This window comes from Paraburkholderia jirisanensis (genome assembly GCF_054782355.1).
Genome location: NZ_BAAGSQ010000026.1, coordinates 942,995 through 960,593, shown reverse-complemented (window position 1 = coordinate 960,593; position 17,599 = coordinate 942,995). Strand labels below are relative to the sequence as shown.

Genomic DNA, 17,599 nt, shown 5'->3' with positions numbered 1-17,599 from the left:
CCGTCAGCGCAACGGAAGTGTCTAACCTTACGCCTCGCGCGCAAATCTCGCAGCGACCTTGCACAGTGGGGCGCGCGCAAACATCAGCCGGCTGCAACCCGACGGCAATTCAGTGGCAAATTAGCCGCAAGTCAGCTGCAATTCGTCTGCAACAACGTCGGCTCAATCGCATCTGCCAGCGTGTCGAAGGCCGGCGCGATCTCTTCGTCCGGCACGCACGCATAGCCGAGCAGCAACCCCGCCGAAGCACGCGATGCTTCAGCGTAGTACCCGGATAGCGGCCTCACTACGACGTTGCGCTCGAGCGCTGCCGCGGCAGCCACGCGGTCATCGACGTCGCCGGGCAACTGCATCACCAGATGCAGCCCCGCATCGCCGCCAACCGCAGCGAATTCATCGCCATAACGGCGCGCCGCCGCATCGAGCAATATTTGACGACGCTGTCCATAAAGCGTGCGCATCTTGCGGATATGCGAAGCGAAGTGTCCTTCCGCAATGAATTCCGCAAGCACCGCCTGCTGCAACAATTGTCCTTCGCGATAGAGCTCGGCGCTCGCGGTGGCAAAGCTTTCTGCAAGCGCGTCGGGCACCACGATATAACCCACCCGCAGCCCCGGAAACAAGGTCTTGCCGAAGCTGCCGACGTAGATCACCTGCCCCGCCGTATCGAGTCCCTGCAGCGAAGCGAGCGGCCGGCTGCCATAGCGAAATTCGCTGTCGTAGTCGTCCTCGATGATCCAGCACTGGTGCTGGCGCGCGTACTCGAGCAGCATGCGACGCCGCGCCAAGCTCATCACCATGCCTAGCGGGTATTGATGCGACGGTGTCACCAGCATCAGCTTCGGCGGCTGCGCGAGATCGGCGGCGCCCGGATTGATGCCTTCCTCGTCGACCGCGATCGGCCGCGCCTGCAGCCCGGAAACGTGCAGCACGCTGCGCACGCCCCAATAACAAGGGTCTTCGGTCCAGATCACATCACCGGGATCCGACAACAGGCGCACCGCAAGATCGATCGACTGATGAATGCCCGTTGTAATCACCACCTGTTGCGGCGTGCAGCGCACCGAACGCGATGCGCGCAGATAGTCGGCCAGCGTATGCCGCAGCAGCGCAGAGCCGCCGCCGGGCGCATACGTCAACAGGTCGTGCCGCGCCCGGCGCCAGTATTTGTTCTGCAGACGGCTCCAGACGCGCACCGGGAAACGCGTGACGTCGGGCACACCCGGCATGAACGCGCCCCACTGTCGCTTCGACACGCCAGCACTCGCCAGCAAGCGCTGCCCACGCGAAGATAACGCGCGCTGCAACGGCAAAGGCAGCGCATGGGCATGCGCCGAATCCTGCAACGCGTCGCGCGACTCCGCGGCGTGCCGCGCATTCTGCTTACGTTTGCCTTGTGCGTCACGCGGCGTTTCGTCGGCGGCTGCGTCGAAAGCACCGATGATTTCGTCAGGCGAGGTGTCCGCGACAAAGGTGCCGCGCCCGGTCGTCGACGATACGTACCCTTCCAGCACGAGCTGTTCATACACCTGCGTGACCGTATTGCGCGCCACGGCCAATTCCTCGGCCAGCAGCCGCGACGAAGGCAACCGCATACCCGCGGCAAGCTCGCGCGACAGGATCGCCTGCTGTAAAAGCCGGTGCAGTTGCCGGTACAACGGCTGGTTGCCGTGGCGGTCGAGCCGCTGCGCCAGCCAGTCGGACAACATGGTGGTCCGCACGATTGGCTCCTTCATTTTTACTAGAATGGCTCTCAGATCAAGAGCCAAAGCTGATTATAGTCACCTCATTCGAATCGCACGCACACGTCGCCAACACGTGAGCGGCCCACCCAACCGATGACGAAGGACTGAAGATGACAGCCATCAGCAATGCCAGCCTGCAGCAACGCAAGAACGCCGCGACGCCGCGCGGTGTAGGCGTAATGTGCGATTTCTATGCAGAGCGCGCGTTGAACGCCGAGTTGTGGGATGTCGAGGGGCGTCGCTTTATCGATTTCGCAGCCGGCATCGCGGTAACGAACACGGGCCACCGTCATCCGAAGATCGTCGCGGCTATCCGCGAACAACTGGACCACTTCACGCATACCGCGTATCAGATCGTGCCATACGCGTCGTATGTCGAGCTTGCAGAAAAGATCAACGCGCGAGCGCCGGGCCAGCACGCGAAAAAGACTGCGTTGTTCACGACTGGCGCCGAAGCTGTCGAAAACGCGGTCAAGATCGCGCGTGCGGCAACGGGTCGGCCTGGCGTGATCGCGTTCACCGGCGGTTTTCACGGCCGCACGATGATGGGCATGGCGCTGACCGGTAAAGTGGCGCCATACAAGGTCGGCTTTGGCCCGTTCCCGTCGGACGTGTTCCACGCACCGTTCCCGAACCCGTTGCACGGCGTGACGAGCGAGGATTCGATCAAGGCGCTCGAGCACCTGTTCAAAGCCGACATCGACCCGCAACGCGTCGCCGCGATCATCTTCGAGCCGGTACAAGGCGAAGGCGGCTTCTATCCGGCGCCTGCGGACTTCGTGCTCGGTTTGCGCGCGCTGTGCGATACGCACGGCATCCTGCTGATCGCCGATGAAGTGCAAACCGGTTTTGCACGCACCGGCAAGCTGTTCGCGATGGAACACTACGACGTCGTGCCGGATCTGATGACGATCGCCAAGAGCCTCGCGGGCGGCATGCCGCTGTCCGGCGTGGTGGGCCGCGCAGAGGTGATGGACGCAGCGGCACCGGGCGGACTGGGCGGCACGTATGCGGGCAATCCACTGGCAGTCGCCGCCGCCCACGCGGTGCTCGACATCATCGACAGCGAAGCGCTGTGCGATCGCGCGGCTGCACTTGGCGAACAGCTGAAGGCAAAGCTCGCCGGCCTGCGCACTGTCGTTCCGCAAATCGCCGATATCCGCGGCCCTGGCGCGATGATCGCCGTCGAGTTCGGCAAGCCGGGATCAGCGCACGAACCGGATGCGGCGTTCACGAAACGCGTGCAGGAGCGTGCACTGCAGCGCGGGTTGCTGCTGCTCGCATGCGGAGTCTATTCGAACGTGATCCGCTTCCTGTTCCCGCTGACGATCGAACAGAAGGTGTTCGATGAGGCACTCGCGATTCTCGAGGACGTGCTGAAGGAAACCGCCGCCACGGCGGCCTGATCATCGCGAGCAAGCCCAGGCAAGCCTGGGCAAGAGCCCGATCAACCCGCACAACACACCGACACCATGACGACAATCCAGCTGAAAGATCCTTCGCTGCTGCAAACGAAGTGTTATATCGCCGGCGAGTGGCAAGACGCCGACAGCAAACAGACGTTCGACGTCACCGACCCGGCAACCGGCAACGTGATCGCGAGCGTGCCGAAGATGGGCGAAGCCGAAACGCGCCGCGCGATCGACGCGGCGAATCGCGCGTGGCCCGCATGGCGCAAGAAGACCGGCAAGGAACGTGGCGCGATTTTGCGCAAATGGTACGACCTGATGATCGCCAACATCGACGATCTCGCACTGATCCTGACCACGGAACAAGGCAAACCGCTCGCCGAGGCGAAGGGCGAGATCCAGTACGCCGCATCGTTTATCGAGTGGTTCGGCGAAGAAGCCAAACGCACGTATGGCGACGTGATTCCGACCGTTGCCAACGACCGCCGCATCATCGTGACGAAGGAGCCGATCGGTGTTTGCGCGGCCATCACGCCGTGGAATTTCCCGGCTGCAATGATTACGCGCAAGGTCGGCCCGGCGCTCGCCGCCGGTTGCCCGATGATCGTGCGGCCAGCCGACGCCACGCCACTTTCGGCAATTGCGCTCGCCGTGCTCGCTGAACGCGCGGGTGTGCCGAAGGGCGTGTTCAGCGTCGTGACGGGCGGCTCACGCGCGATCGGGGCTGAAATGACCAGCAATCCGTTGGTACGCAAACTGTCGTTCACCGGTTCGACGCCGGTGGGCAGCATGCTGATGGCGCAATGTGCGCCGACCATCAAGAAGCTGTCGCTCGAATTGGGCGGCAACGCACCGTTCATCGTGTTCGACGATGCGGATATCGACGAAGCCGTGGCCGGTGCGATCGCGTCGAAGTATCGTAACTCCGGGCAAACCTGCGTGTGCACCAACCGTTTTTACGTGCACGAGCGTGTCTACGACGAGTTTGCGGCGAAGTTGACCAGCGCTGTCAAACAACTGCAGGTCGGGCGCGGCACCACGGAAGGCGTGACGCAAGGTCCGCTGATCAACGAAGCAGCCGTGTTGAAGGTGGAAAGCCACATTCAGGACGCGCTCGACAAAGGCGCACGCGTGCTGACCGGCGGCAAGCGCCACGCGCTTGGCCACAGCTTTTTCGAACCGACCGTGCTGGCCGATGCCAAGCCATCGATGCTGCTGGCTCGCGATGAAACGTTCGGGCCGCTCGCACCGATCTTCCGCTTCAGTTCGGATGAGGAAGTGATTGCGCTTGCGAACGACACCGAGTTCGGGCTCGCCGCGTACTTCTATAGCCGCGATATCGGCCGCGTGTGGCGCGTGGCGGAAGCGCTCGAGTATGGAATGGTGGGAATCAACACCGGGCTCATTTCCAACGAAGTCGCGCCGTTCGGCGGGGTCAAGCAATCCGGCGTGGGACGCGAAGGCTCGCACTACGGGATCGACGAATATATGGTGGTGAAGTACATGTGTGTCGGGGGGATTTGAGGTAACAACACAGTGCGATTCCCGTGATCTCACGGGAATCGCCGGGTGCTCCCCTACTTCCCCCCCAACCTCTCCCCCAACGAATAGCGCCTCATACACCGCTCCATCGCATCGAGAAACGCCTGCTCCGCGGTATTCATCTTTCGCTCGCGGTGCCACAGCAGGAAAACGTCGACATCGACCAGTCCTTCATCCGGCGGCAAACGCCACAGCCGCTGCTGCGCGATATCGTCACGCACGATATGCTCGGGCAAACAGCCGATCCCATACCCGGCGAAAATCAACCGCCGCACCTCTTCGAGACTCGGTGACGACGCTACGATCCTGCCGGTGAATCCCTTCTGGTCGCGGAACACCGTCAAGGGCGACAAGCTGTCGCCGATCTGATCGCTGGTGAACGACACGAAGTTCTCCGCCAGCAAATCGTCCATCGCCAGTTGCGACTTGCCGAAGAGCCGATGATGCCGCCCGCAGAAAATCGCATAACGCTGCCGCAGAAAGCAGCGCATATCGAGCTTCTCGTACGGCGTGCGGCATAGGCCGAGCCCGGCCGTGGCTGTCTTCTGCAGCAGCGACGAGATGATGTCCGACGAGCGCATCACTTCAATCTGCAACTCGATGCGTGGATACGCGCGATGAAAGTCCGCGAGAAACTCGTCATAGACCGGCGACTCGATGCGGCTGATCGTCAGCAAGCGGATCGTGCCGGAGATATCGTCGGCGCGGTCGTCGAGATCGGTTTCGAGCCGCGAGATATCGCCATAGATATCGCTCGCGATCCGATACACCACCTCACCCGCTTCAGTTGGCGAGAAATACGGGCCGCGCCGTTCGATCAGCTTGCGTTCCAGTGTTTCTTCGAGGCGCCGCAGCGCCTGGCTCACTGCCGGCTGCGTGACGTGCAGCCGTGCCGCCGCGCGACTCAAGCTGCGCTCCTGCATGATCACGAGGTAGGTGCGCAGCAGGTTCCAGTCGAGCCGGTCGTTCAGAAAGTTCGCGATATCCGCGCGCATCGTCAGCTCCATGCGGCAAGCAAATAGCCCAAAGATAGGCTGCGGCAAAAACCGAACTATAAGCCAGATTTATGCGTGAAATAATAACTTGAAATTTGACTAATGTTTTATGGCTGCGGATAAACGCTGCACGCGTCGCGCTTAGTGGCGCATCCGATTACAACCTGCACGCCCCCGATGTGAGGCCACCGCGCATTACCGCGCCGAACGTGCTTCAGGAGACAGCATGACGCAACCCGCCCGCCAACCCGCACGCGCCGCGACCGCCGCGTTCATCGGCACGATGATCGAGTGGTACGACTTCTATATCTACGCGACGGCTGCAGCGCTCGTCTTCGGTGAGCTGTACTTCCCGTCTAGCGATCGCTTTGTCAGCACGATGGCGTCGTTCGCGACCTTCGCGGTCGGCTTCTTTGCGCGGCCGCTAGGCGGCATTGTGTTCGGTCATCTCGGCGACCGCATTGGCCGCAAAAAAGCGCTGATGGCCACGCTGATGATGATGGGCGTCGCCACCGTATGCGTCGGCCTGCTGCCGTCGTATGCGAAAGTCGGTGTGCTTGCGCCGGTGCTGCTCGTGCTGCTGCGCGTCGTGCAGGGTATCGCGGTGGGCGGCGAATGGGGCGGCGCCGTGCTGATGGCGGGCGAACATGCGCCGCAGGGCAAGCGCACGTTCTTCGCTTCGTTTGCGCAGCTCGGCAGCCCTGCGGGATTGATCCTGTCGCTGATCGCGTTTCGTGCGGTCACGTCGATGGACAAGGCCGACTTTCTCGCTTATGGCTGGCGCCTGCCGTTTCTCGCCAGTGCGGTGTTACTGGTGATCGGCATCGTGATCCGTCTTGGCGTCAACGAGTCCCCGGAATTTACGCGCCTCAAGGAAGCGAAGCGTACCGTCAAGCTACCGGTGGCCGAAGTGCTGCGCTCCGCATCGGGTCTCGTGCTGCTGTGCATCGGTGCGAATACGATTGGGATTGCGGGCGTCTACTTCACGAACACTTTCATGATCGCGTACACGACGCAATACGTCGGCGTCACGCGCTCGCTGATTCTCGACTGCCTGTTCGCGGTCGCGATCATCCAGTTCCTGTGGCAGCCGCTTGCCGCATGGCTCGCGGAACGCGTCGGCAGCGCGCGCTTCCTGAAGTTGATGGCGCTTCTCGCGATGCTGTCGCCATACCCGATGTTCACGCTCGTGCAAGGCGGCACGGTCGTGCCGATGGTGATCGGCATCGCGATTGCGACCGTCTGCATGTCCGGCTTTTATTCGGTGATCGCCGGCTTCGTGAGCGGCGTGTTTCCGACGCGTGTGCGCTATTCAGGCATCTCGCTCGCATATCAGGTGTGCGGCGCGATCGCGGGCGGACTCACGCCGCTCATTGGGACATGGCTTGCTCATCGCTATACCGGTCAATGGTGGCCACTCGCGGCGTTTTATACGTGCCTCGCGGGCATTTCGTTGTTGTGCATCGTCGCGCTCGATGCGCGGCGCGCAGCAAGCAGCGAAGCGACCGAAACCGAAGCCGACGCGCTAGGTGCGAACTAAACCGAAACCGCACGACACTCCCGGAATCGCTATGAAAGACCTGTTGTTGCAAATCGACGGCACCCGCCTGTGGCAAAGCCTGATGGACATGGCGCAAATCGGCGCAACGCCACGCGGCGGTGTACGCCGCCTTGCACTCAGTGAAGAAGATCGACGCGGCCGCGATCTGTTCGCGCAATGGTGCCGCGCGGCGAACCTGAGCGTGAGCATCGATCAGGTCGGCAATCTGTTCGCGCGGCGCGCCGGCACAGATCCGCACGCCGCACCGGTGTTGATCGGCAGCCACCTCGACACCCAGCCGGAAGGCGGCCGCTTCGACGGCGTCTACGGCGTGCTGGCCGCATTGGAACTCGTACGCGCGCTGAACGACGCGGACATCGCGACCGAAAAGCCGATCGAGATCGTGTCGTGGACCAACGAAGAAGGCGCGCGCTTCACGCCGGCCATGCTCGGCTCAGCAGTGTTCACAGGCGAAATTCCGCTTGCCGATGCACTGGCCAAACTCGACGCGCAAAACATCACGCTTGCCGATGCGCTCACCGCCACCGGCTATCGCGGCACTCGCGCGATCGGCACACCGGTGGATGCTTATTTCGAAGCGCATATCGAACAGGGCCCGATACTCGAAGCGAATCGCACGACGATCGGCGTAGTCACAGGCGGTCAGGCGATCCGCTGGCTCGACGTCACGGTAACGGGCATGGCCGCGCATGCCGGCACGACGCCGATGCCGTACCGCAAGGACGCGCTGTTCGCCGCCGCGCAGATTGCGCTGGAACTCGAGCAAATCGCTGCGCGCTACGCACCGCGTGGCCTCGCGACGATTGGCCAGATCGGTATTCCGAACGCATCGCGCAACACGATCGCGGCGCATGTGTCGTTCACAGTCGACCTACGTCACCACGACGACAATGAAGTGGACAAGATGACTCAAGACCTGCGCGATGCCTGCGCACGCATCGCCGCCGAACGCGGCGTGCAGGCGAGTATCGACACTTATTGGCACAATCCGGCCACGCCGTTCGACCGCGACTGTGTCGCGTTGGTGCAGCATGCCGCGGATGCGCTTGGCTACACCAACGAGCGCATCGTCAGCGGTGCGGGCCACGATGCGATCCTGCTCGCGCGCCGCTGCCCGACTGCGATGGTGTTCATTCCCTGCGTCGGCGGCCTGTCGCACAACGAAGCCGAAGACGCGTTGCCCGACGACGTCACGCAAGGCGCGAACGTGCTGCTCAATGCGGTGCTCGCGCGCGCCGGCGTCGCGCCCACCGCGAGCGCGCAGCAAGCGGTCGCCCGGAGCGAACTTACAGAATGATCGGCAAGGAGCCACGATGAAAACCTACTTCCATCCCGAACAACTGCTGCATCACCCGCGCAGCTATCTGTCGCGTGGCCAGATGCGCGCGCCGCAAGAAATACCCGAACGCGCCGCGCGCCTCGTTGCGGCCGCGCACTCGCTCGACTTCGACGTGCGCGAGCCGGCCGACCGCGGCACCGCGCCGCTCGCCGCTGTACACGATATGGGCTACCTGCGCTTTCTCGAAGAAGCGCACAGCGACTGGCAGAAAATGCCCGACGACTGGGGCGATGAAGTGATGTCGAACGTCTACGTGCGCGACCCCAATCCACTGCGCGGCGTGCTTGCGCAGGCAGCGCGCTATCTGGCCGACGGCAGCTGTCCGGTCGGCGCGAACACATGGCGCTCGGCATACTGGTCTGCGCAATGCGCGTTGGCGGCCGCTGCCGACATCAACGACGGCGCGCGCGAAACGTGGGCCTTGTGCCGTCCGCCAGGTCACCACGCGCGCCGCGACGCAGCTGGCGGCTTCTGCTATCTGAACAACGCAGCAATCGCCGCGCAAGCGCTGCGCACCCGCTTTGACCGCGTCGCCATTCTCGACACCGACATGCACCACGGCCAAGGCGTTCAGGAGATTTTTTACGGGCGCGACGATGTGCTTTACGTCTCCATTCACGGCGATCCGACGAATTTCTATCCGGTGGTAGCGGGATATGAAGAAGAGACCGGTGCCGGTGCGGGCCAAGGCTTCAATGTGAATTTACCGATGCCGCATGGATCGTCGGAACAGGTGTTCTTCGCGCGCCTCGATGCGGCATTGCGTGTGCTCAGGCGTTTTCAGCCCGATGCACTGGTGCTCGCGCTCGGCTTCGACATCTATAAGGACGATCCGCAATCGAAGGTGGCCGTCACCACCGAGGGCTTCGCCAAACTCGGCGAGACAGTCGGTGCCCTGCAATTGCCATCGGTCATCGTGCAGGAAGGCGGCTATCACATCGAAACGCTGGATCTGAATGCACGTGCGTTCTTCAACGGTTTCGGCAGCCAGCGCAACAACGCATAAAGACACGTCGCGTCACCGCGTTTTGCACAAACCCCACGCGGTCGATCTTGCCCACGCCTTGCCCATAGGAGCGCAACAAGATCAAGTAAAATGATGATTGGTGGTGCGTGTCATCGATCATCAGTGAGACGGAGCGACATTGCGCAGTTCACGGTTGTGAGGCATTGTTTCCAGCCTCGCAACATAGCTGTTCCGTACTTCGGGGTTGGCTGCCCCGTGCACGATTCTTATACTGCGCGAAGTTCCGGCCGTGATGCGGCAGCATGTCTGGCAATGCCTGCTCGCAGCGTCCGCCCTATCCCAACCAGAGGCTCAGAAATGACTGTCAATCCCCTGACGCTTGGCATCGACCATGTCGGACTTACCGTGCGCGACCTGCAGCAAACGCGCGATTTCTTCGTTTCCTGCCTCGGATGGAAGCAGATTGGCGAACGCCCCGAGTATCCGGCGGCATTCGTGTCCGACGGGCATGTGATGCTGACGCTATGGGAAGTGAAAAATCACGACAGCCGTGTCGAATTCGACCGCAAGACCAATGTGGGCCTGCATCATCTGGCCTTGAAGGTGGGCAGCGAAGCAGCGTTCGACGAACTCTTCACACGTGTGTCGAAATGGCCGGGCGTGAAGGTGGAGTTTGCGCCGGAACAACTGGGCAAGGGCCCGAAGCGCCATACGATGATCTATGAACCGGGCGGCATCCGTCTCGAGTTCGATTACGACACGAGCGCGGCACAGAAGTAGTCTTTATCGCGCGCAACACCGAGAGTGGGAAGCGGCGCGCGGCGCACTAGCCCGCGCCGCCGCGCTGGAACATCAGCTACCGAAGTAGATGTTGCAGAAGCTCACCGGGCCCACACACGCATCCTTCGGTTGTGTGCTGCCGGCGCCGCGATGCAGGAACCCGAACCGATGGTGTGCCGGCGCACCCGCGCCTGTTGAACCGTCAGCCACGCCCCCCACGGCGTTAGTCGATGCGCCACTGCCCTGCGGCGCGACACGGGTTGCTGCAACCGGTGCAGCTTCGGGAGCGTCGGCCTGTGCGAACGAGACCGCGGGAATCGCAAGCGAAGCTGCAATCACGACTGCGCCGAGAAGGGATTTCATGATGACCTCCAGAGATCGTTACCTGCTGCGAACCCCCGTCCGCAGTTCATGGAAATCATTCTAGGCAGTGGTATCGTGAAGATTAAGCACTCTGCACACACAAGTCTTTTGACCACTCTTTCAGCCGCATAAGCCGCTCGACAGCGCGGCCGAGGTTTTCTTGCTATGCTCCGCAGGCTATACGGAGCGGTGCCGCGAACGTCACGGCGCCAGTTGCGGCAATGCCTGAAGCATGCCGCGTCAATCAAGCGGAGAACACGGAAATGGCAAAAGCCTATTGGGTCAGCGCCTATCGCAAGATATTCAAGCCTGACCAGCTTGCCGAATATTCGAAGCTCGCCACGCCTGCCATTCTTGACGGTGGTGGCAAGATTCTGTCGCGCGGCCCAGCCAAGGCAGCATACGACGACGGTATTGCGGAGCGCACCGTGCTGGTCGAATTCGACAGCCTCGAACAGGCCATCGCAACCTTCAACAGCCCGGCCTATGCGGCAGCGCACAAGGTGTTGGGCGACGCGGTCGAACGCGACTTCAGAATCATCGAAGGCGTCTGATGATATGTACGGCCGGCGCTGCGCACTTGCATGCACGCAGCGCCGGCCTGCGGAACGTGCCGCGGCAGCGGCTCAGAATTCCTGCACGGTCGGGCGCAGCACGATTTCATTGATATCGACGTCGCGCGGCTGCTCGATCGCATAGACGATTGCGCGCGCCACTGAATCGGCCGGAATCGCCTGCTGATAAAACTGCTTTACGCCTGCCGCACTTTCCTTATGCGAACTGCCGAACTGCAGTTCCGATTCGACTGCGCCAGGCAGAATGATCGTCGTGCGGATCGCGCCGCCTACTTCGTGGCGCAGCCCTTCCGAAATGGCGCGCACAGCAAACTTGGTGCCGCTATAAACGGTGCCGCCCGGGCTGAATACCTTGATCCCCGCCACCGACGAAATATTGATGAAGTGACCGCTCTGCTGCTTCGTGAAATGCGGCAGCGCCGCGGCAATGCCATACAGCACGCCCTTGATGTTCACGTCGATCATCGCGTCCCATTCGTCGACCTTCAGTTCGACCATCGGTGCGATCGGCATGATGCCTGCATTGTTGACCAGCACGTCGATGCGGCCGAACTTGCTGACTGCCAGATCGACCAGCGCGCTGACGTCCGCACGCCGCGTCACATCGGTCGCGAGGTATTCGACTTTCGCATCGGTTTTACGTAGCTCCTGAGCAATTGTTTCCAGCCGCTCGGTGCGGCGTGCGCCGAGCACCAGCCGCGCGCCCCGCGCGGCCAGATGGCGCGCGGCCGACTCGCCCAGCCCCGCGCTCGCGCCGGTGACGACGACCACCTTGCCTTCGACTCCGTTGTTCATCACAGATCTCCCGTTCCCGAATTGAACCGTGGTTTGCAGTGCATGCGAACTATAGGAGCGCGGACGGACCGCTTGAATGACGTGCCGTGAACAACAATTGTTCCATGATGGAAAAACCCGGCAGTCGCCGTGCCATCGTAGATGACGCTATGTATCAAGTGTTGTTAGCCCTGCTCTGTTTTTCTCGCGGGCCAATCTCCGTAATCTGCTCCCAACAGCAGAACAGGAGAACCATCATGGACATGTCAGCCCCTTTGGCCATTCCCGCTGAGCCCAGCCCGCGCATCGACTTGCAAGCGCATCCCGGCTACCGGCGCGTGTTTCAACCCGGTGCCCTCACGGTCGGCCTGATCTTGCCGCTCGAAACGCACCCGCATACGCCGCATCCGACCATGGAAGGCCACCTGCAGATGGCGCAGCGCGCCGAGCAGGCCGGCGTCGCCGCACTGTGGGTGCGCGACATTCCATTCTTCGATCCGCGCTATGGCGATTCGGGACAGATCTTCGAGCCGCTGATCTATATTGCGCAGCTCGCCGCCGCGACACGGCAACTCACGCTCGGCACCACCGGCATCGTCCTGCCGACGCGCGAACCGCTGCTGCTCGCCAAGCAGATCAACACGCTGGACCGGCTGACCAGCGCTCGCGTCGTGATCGGCATGTCGTCGGGTGACCGGCCCGCCGAGTACCCGGCGTTCGGCATCGACTTCGACAGCCGCGGCGAGCGTTTCCGCGATGCGTTCAATGTGTATCGCAACGCCAGCGAAGTGAATTTTCCGCGCGTCGCGTCGGCCCGCTTCGGCGAACTGGACGGCTCGCTGAACCTGCTGCCCAAGCCGCTGTTCGGTCGTGTGCCGACCATCGCGGTCGGTCGCTCGCAGCAGACGCTCGACTGGATCGCGACTCATATGGACGGCTATCTCGGCTTCGTCCCGACGCCCGAAGCATTGTCGACGTTTGCGCGCGAATGGAACGACACCGACCAGCGCGCGCAGCAAAAACAGCAGCAGAACGCCGTGCAGCCGCGCTTCAATCCGCTCGCATTCGGCGGATTTCTGTATCTGCACCCACGGCCTGACTATCCGTTCAAGCGCATTCAGGGCGGCTTTGCGATCGGTAGCCGCGCACTGCGCGCGTTTCTCGAGCAGGCGCGCGAAGCGGGCGTATCGCACGTGGCGTTGAATCCGCGCGTTACGCCACGCGACTACGCGGAAATTCTCGACGAACTGCAGCGCGACGTGCTGCCGTATTTCCCGCCGAACGCATAGCGGCCGCGTCATGACCTCGTCGTGGCGCGGCACGCCCGGTGCAGCGTCAGTAAACAGTGTCTTGACCGCGTACCGGCTTTTTCATACCAGCGCCGGCAAATAGAGTTGCGCTTTCGCTGACAGGCTTTTCGGCGTGAACAACTGTGGCCACATCGGTTGCCGCGGCGGCGGCCGCATGCATTGCGCGCGCCGACCGAAGGCATGCCTGAATCAGAACCAAAGACATGAACCAGAAAGGCAATCCGATGGAAAACACCATAGAACAGGCCGCCAGCCGTCCGCGGCTCGATGCATGGGCCGGTGCGCTGATCCTTGCGGTCGGCATGGGCTTCGGCCGATTCGCGTTCACCGGCATGTACCCGTTAATGGTGCGGGACGGCGTGATCGACGTCGCCAGCGGCTCACTCGCGGCGTCAGCCAACTACGCGGGCTATCTGCTCGGCGCGATTCTCGCCGCCCGCTTCCAGCACGGCCATGCGGCACGGCTCGCAGCGCTGTCGATGATCGCGACCACCGTATGCCTCGCGGCGTTGTCGTTCCACCTGGCGCCAGCGCTAATCGTCGGGATCCGCTTCATCGCAGGCGCGGTCAGCGCAATTGCATTCGTCGCCGCGTCGGTGTGGCTGTTTCACGTGATCGGCGATCATCACGGCGCGCCGGTGCTGTATGCGGGGGTTGGCATCGGCATTGTCGCTTCGGCCGAGCTGGTCGCGATCGGTGCGTCGGCGGGCTTCAACAGCATGGCGCTATGGGCAATACTGGCCGCTGTGAGCCTGCTGCTGTCGGTCACCGCATGGCAGCGCGTGCGCGAAGCGCGCGAACACATCGACGCCGAAGAGCACGCACCACCGGCGGCGGCTAATGCCACGCGCAATGTGCTGGGCGCATACCGGCTGGTCGCTATCTACGGGCTCGCGGGCTTCGGCTATATCGTCACCGCGACCTACCTGCCGTTGCTGGTGAAAGAGGCGCTGCCGCAGCTGAACCCGGTACACATCTGGGCGGCTTTCGGCCTCGGCGCGGTGCCGTCATGTTTCCTGTGGCACTGGCTGCATCACAGGCTGGGCACGCGGATGTCGCTGGCCGTGAACCTGCTGATGCAGGCAATCGGCGTCGTGCTGCCGGCGCTCGATGCGTCCGCGCTGACCTTCGTCGCCAGCGCGCTGCTGGTGGGCGGCACCTTCGTCGGTACCGTGACGATCGCGATGCCGGCCGCGAGGCGCGTGGCGCGCACGGTGCGCTTCAACATCATGGCGACGATGACCGCCGCCTACGGCGTCGGCCAGATCGTCGGGCCACTGGTGTCCGGCGCGCTGTTCGCGCGCACGCACTCGTTCGATCTGCCGCTGGCCGCGGCCGGCGCGGGTCTGGCGGTCGCGGCGCTGCTGACCTTCAGGTAACGCTCAAACCTGCACGAGATTCGGAATCGGCACGTTCGGGTTCACATCGGCGCGGTAATCGACGCCCTCTACCTCGAAGCCGAACAGCCGCACGAACTCGTGCCGGTAGCCGCGAAAATCGGTCAGTTCGTTCAGGTTGTCGCTCGTCACCTGATTCCACAGTTCCAGCACGCGCGCCTGCACGGCCGCATCGAGTTCCTTGTAGTCGGCGCGCAGACGGCCTTCATCGTCGACGCGCGGCGTGAGGCTGTACAGGCTTTCCTTGTACAACCCATAAACCTGCTCGATACAGCCTTCGTGCGTGCCCTGCTCTTTCATGATCTTGAACAGCAGCGACAAATACAGCGACATCATCGGAATCGCCGCACTGGCCTGCGTGACCACCGCCTTCAACACCGACACGCGCGCATCGCCCTTCACCGCGCCGAGCTTCGCGCGGATCGACAGCACCTTGCGGTCGAGGTCTTTCTTCGCCGCGCCGATCGAGCCGTTCCAGTAGATATCGTGAGTGATCTGTTCGCCGAGGTACGTGAACGCGGTGGTTTGCGCGTTGTCCGCCAGCACGTCCGCTTCCAGCAGCGCGTCGATCCACATTTCCCAGTCTTCGCCGCCCATCACGGCAACGGTCTGGTCGATCTCATCCTGGCTTGCGGCCTCGAGCACCGACTCCTTGACGACCTGTTTGTCGGTATCGATGCCGCGCAGGCTGACCGACTTGCCGATCGGCTTCAGCACCGAGGTGAACACCTGCCCGCTTTGCGGATGAGTACGCTTCGGCGAAGCAAGGCTGTAGACGACCAGATCGATCTTGCCGAGATCGCGCCGGATCGTCTCGATGGTCTGGCGCTTCACCTCGTCCGAGAACGCGTCGCCATTGATGCTTTTCGCGTACAGCCCCTCGCCGGCTGCGAACTTCTCGAACGCGGCCGTGTTGTACCAGCCGGCGGTGCCGGGCTTCGTGTCGCTGCCGGCGCGCTCCAGAAACACGCCGAGCGTGTCGGCGCCGCAACCGAAGGCGGCCGTAATGCGTGCCGCGAGGCCGTAGCCGGTCGATGCGCCGATGACGAGCACCTTTTTGGGGCCGTCGGCGATGCGGCCGCTGCGGGCGACATAGTCGATCTGCTGCTTCACATTGGCTTCGCAGCCCGCCGGATGAGTCGTCACACAGATGAAACCACGCACACGCGGTTCGATGATCATGAAGTCCTCTATTTGAACTGCGGAGCCAGGCCGCCTTAAAAGTTCATGCATTTTAAGGGAGGCGGCCGGTGTCGAGCCAGATTTCGGCGGAGGGCGCGCCGCGCGGCTCGATTGAGGACCGTAATACGGGCCGCGCGGCGTACGGGCACCGGCTGCGACATCCGCGCCGCGCCAGCTCGGTGACGGGCGAGAAATCGGCGCAAAGTCAGCGTGAAACGGGCTTCACGCGAACGCCTCGAGCTGTGCGAGGCACGGCGCTTGTGCATCCTTCGCCGCCAGCTTCGGCACGCCGTCGATGCGCGGCCACGCGATGCCGACTTCCGGATCGTCCCAGCGCAGGCTGCGTTCATGCTCCGGATACCAGTAGTCGGTGGTCTTGTACAGAAAGTCCGCAAACGACGTCAACACCAGAAAACCATGCGCAAAGCCCGGCGGAATCCACATTTGCCGGCGGTTTTCGGCGCTCAGCAGCGCGCCGGTCCATTTGCCGAAATCCGGCGACTGGGCCCGCACGTCGACCGCGACATCGAACACCGCGCCAGCGGTTACCCGCACCAGTTTTCCCTGCGGATGCAGGATCTGATAGTGCATGCCGCGCAGCACGTGTTGCGCGGAGCGCGAATGGTTGTCCTGCACGAACTCGACGCCCGTCTGCACGTGCTGGGCGAAATCGCGCGCATTGAAGCTTTCGACGAAAAAGCCGCGTGCATCGCCGAACACCTGCGGCTCGACCAGTTTGACCTCGGGCAGCGCCGTTGCGGTTACCTTGATTCCCATACCACCTTGTCCGTCAAAAGATGCATCAGATAGCGACCGTAGTCGTTTTTCGCGAGCGGCGCGGCCAGCTTCAGCAGTTGCTCCGCGTCGATCCAGCCTTGCCGGTAGGCAATTTCCTCGGGACACGCGACCACCAGGCCCTGGCGCTTCTGCAGCGTCGCGATGAAGGTAGCCGCATCGATCAGCGAGTCGTGCGTGCCGGTGTCGAGCCACGCATAGCCGCGCCCCATGATTTCCACGTTCAGCTTGCCGGCGCGCAGATAGTGGGAATTGACGTCGGTAATCTCGTACTCGCCGCGCGCCGAAGGCTTGATACTGGCGGCGATGTCGCAGACGTCGCTGTCGTAGAAGTACAGGCCGGTCACCGCATACGACGAACGCGGTTGCGCCGGCTTCTCTTCAATCGATATGGCGCGCAGCTGCGGGTCGAATTCGACTACGCCGTAGCGCTGCGGATCGTTCACGTGGTAGGCGAACACCGTCGCGCAATCGGTTCGGGCGTTGGCGTGCCGCAACTGCAGCGCGAGGTCGTGACCATAAAAGATGTTGTCGCCGAGCACCAGCGCGCTCGCGGCGCCGCCGAGAAATTCGCGGCCGATCACGAAAGCCTGCGCAAGCCCATCCGGCGCCGGCTGCACTGCATAGTGCAGCGACATGCCCCAGCGCGCGCCGTCGCCCAGCATTGCCTCGAAACGCGGCGTGTCCTGCGGCGTCGAAATGATCAGCACCTCGCGAATGCCCGCCAGCATCAACGTCGACAGCGGGTAATAGATCATCGGCTTGTCGTACACCGGCAGCAGCTGCTTCGAGATGGCGTGCGTGATCGGATAAAGACGCGTACCCGACCCGCCCGCGAGAATGATGCCCTTGCGTTGCATTGGCT

Annotated in this window: 17 protein-coding genes; 9 read left to right on the top strand and 8 right to left on the bottom strand. The window is 62.8% G+C overall.

Annotated elements, in window-relative coordinates; translation table 11 throughout:
* Positions 1-131: 131 nt before the first annotated feature.
* Complete coding sequence (gene pdxR, locus ACYVNQ_RS20590; RefSeq protein WP_460904421.1) at positions 132-1,721, bottom strand: MocR-like pyridoxine biosynthesis transcription factor PdxR; 1,590 nt, start codon at positions 1,719-1,721, stop codon at positions 132-134.
* A 134-nt stretch (positions 1,722-1,855) separates the two neighbouring features.
* Between pdxR and gabT the strand changes: the two genes are divergently transcribed.
* Together gabT and ACYVNQ_RS20580 are read left to right on the top strand one after the other, a co-directional pair.
* Positions 1,856-3,151 (top strand): 4-aminobutyrate--2-oxoglutarate transaminase, encoded by a 1,296-nt coding sequence (gene gabT, locus ACYVNQ_RS20585; protein WP_460904420.1) that lies wholly within the window; start codon positions 1,856-1,858, stop codon positions 3,149-3,151.
* 66 nt (positions 3,152-3,217) lie between these two features.
* The gene (locus ACYVNQ_RS20580; protein ID WP_460904419.1) at positions 3,218-4,678 is read left to right on the top strand and encodes an NAD-dependent succinate-semialdehyde dehydrogenase; all 1,461 of its coding nucleotides are present in this window, start codon (positions 3,218-3,220) and stop codon (positions 4,676-4,678) included.
* A gap of 53 nt (positions 4,679-4,731) precedes the next feature.
* Here the strand turns inward: ACYVNQ_RS20580 and ACYVNQ_RS20575 are convergent, their stop codons facing one another.
* Positions 4,732-5,691, bottom strand: a complete 960-nt coding sequence (locus ACYVNQ_RS20575; RefSeq protein WP_460904418.1) for a LysR family transcriptional regulator — start codon at positions 5,689-5,691, stop codon at positions 4,732-4,734.
* Between the two features lie 226 nt (positions 5,692-5,917).
* On the opposite strand from ACYVNQ_RS20575, the gene ACYVNQ_RS20570 reads away from it, so the two are divergent.
* From ACYVNQ_RS20570 to ACYVNQ_RS20555, 4 genes are all read left to right on the top strand, one after another.
* Positions 5,918-7,231: an MFS transporter gene (locus tag ACYVNQ_RS20570; protein WP_460904417.1), complete on the top strand. Its 1,314-nt coding sequence runs from the start codon at positions 5,918-5,920 to the stop codon at positions 7,229-7,231.
* Positions 7,232-7,262: 31 nt separating this feature from the next.
* On the top strand, positions 7,263-8,549 hold the full coding sequence (locus ACYVNQ_RS20565; protein WP_460904416.1) for a Zn-dependent hydrolase: 1,287 nt from the start codon (positions 7,263-7,265) through the stop codon (positions 8,547-8,549).
* Positions 8,550-8,565: 16 nt separating this feature from the next.
* Positions 8,566-9,597, top strand: coding sequence for a histone deacetylase family protein (locus ACYVNQ_RS20560; protein WP_460904415.1), 1,032 nt, complete (start codon positions 8,566-8,568; stop codon positions 9,595-9,597).
* Between the two features lie 318 nt (positions 9,598-9,915).
* Positions 9,916-10,338, top strand: coding sequence for a VOC family protein (locus ACYVNQ_RS20555; protein WP_460904414.1), 423 nt, complete (start codon positions 9,916-9,918; stop codon positions 10,336-10,338).
* A gap of 72 nt (positions 10,339-10,410) precedes the next feature.
* Here the strand turns inward: ACYVNQ_RS20555 and ACYVNQ_RS20550 are convergent, their stop codons facing one another.
* Positions 10,411-10,701, bottom strand: a complete 291-nt coding sequence (locus tag ACYVNQ_RS20550; protein ID WP_460904413.1) for a hypothetical protein — start codon at positions 10,699-10,701, stop codon at positions 10,411-10,413.
* A gap of 263 nt (positions 10,702-10,964) precedes the next feature.
* Between ACYVNQ_RS20550 and ACYVNQ_RS20545 the strand changes: the two genes are divergently transcribed.
* Positions 10,965-11,255 (top strand): DUF1330 domain-containing protein, encoded by a 291-nt coding sequence (locus ACYVNQ_RS20545; protein ID WP_460904412.1) that lies wholly within the window; start codon positions 10,965-10,967, stop codon positions 11,253-11,255.
* Between the two features lie 72 nt (positions 11,256-11,327).
* Here the strand turns inward: ACYVNQ_RS20545 and ACYVNQ_RS20540 are convergent, their stop codons facing one another.
* A complete protein-coding gene (locus ACYVNQ_RS20540; RefSeq protein WP_460904411.1) occupies positions 11,328-12,071 on the bottom strand; it encodes an SDR family oxidoreductase in 744 nt (247 codons plus the stop codon).
* 236 nt (positions 12,072-12,307) lie between these two features.
* Here ACYVNQ_RS20540 and ACYVNQ_RS20535 point away from each other — a divergent pair, with 236 nt between their 5' ends.
* On the top strand, positions 12,308-13,339 hold the full coding sequence (locus tag ACYVNQ_RS20535; RefSeq protein WP_460904410.1) for a TIGR03571 family LLM class oxidoreductase: 1,032 nt from the start codon (positions 12,308-12,310) through the stop codon (positions 13,337-13,339).
* A 46-nt stretch (positions 13,340-13,385) separates the two neighbouring features.
* Here ACYVNQ_RS20535 and ACYVNQ_RS20530 read toward each other — a convergent pair whose 3' ends face one another.
* Complete coding sequence (locus ACYVNQ_RS20530; RefSeq protein WP_460904409.1) at positions 13,386-13,598, bottom strand: hypothetical protein; 213 nt, start codon at positions 13,596-13,598, stop codon at positions 13,386-13,388.
* Here ACYVNQ_RS20530 and ACYVNQ_RS20525 point away from each other — a divergent pair.
* A complete protein-coding gene (locus tag ACYVNQ_RS20525; protein ID WP_460904408.1) occupies positions 13,585-14,739 on the top strand; it encodes a YbfB/YjiJ family MFS transporter in 1,155 nt (384 codons plus the stop codon). The two genes, ACYVNQ_RS20530 and ACYVNQ_RS20525, sit on opposite strands and share 14 nt — an antisense overlap.
* Positions 14,740-14,742: 3 nt before the next feature.
* Here the strand turns inward: ACYVNQ_RS20525 and fabV are convergent, their stop codons facing one another.
* The 3 genes from fabV to rfbA all read right to left on the bottom strand — a co-directional run bounded on the left by fabV (position 14,743) and on the right by rfbA (position 17,594).
* Positions 14,743-15,939: an enoyl-ACP reductase FabV gene (fabV, locus tag ACYVNQ_RS20520; RefSeq protein ID WP_460904407.1), complete on the bottom strand. Its 1,197-nt coding sequence runs from the start codon at positions 15,937-15,939 to the stop codon at positions 14,743-14,745.
* 222 nt (positions 15,940-16,161) lie between these two features.
* A complete protein-coding gene (gene rfbC, locus ACYVNQ_RS20515; RefSeq protein ID WP_460904406.1) occupies positions 16,162-16,716 on the bottom strand; it encodes a dTDP-4-dehydrorhamnose 3,5-epimerase in 555 nt (184 codons plus the stop codon).
* Positions 16,701-17,594, bottom strand: coding sequence for a glucose-1-phosphate thymidylyltransferase RfbA (gene rfbA, locus ACYVNQ_RS20510; RefSeq protein ID WP_460904405.1), 894 nt, complete (start codon positions 17,592-17,594; stop codon positions 16,701-16,703). The genes rfbC and rfbA overlap by 16 nt, the downstream gene beginning before the upstream one ends.
* Positions 17,595-17,599: the final 5 nt, after the last annotated feature.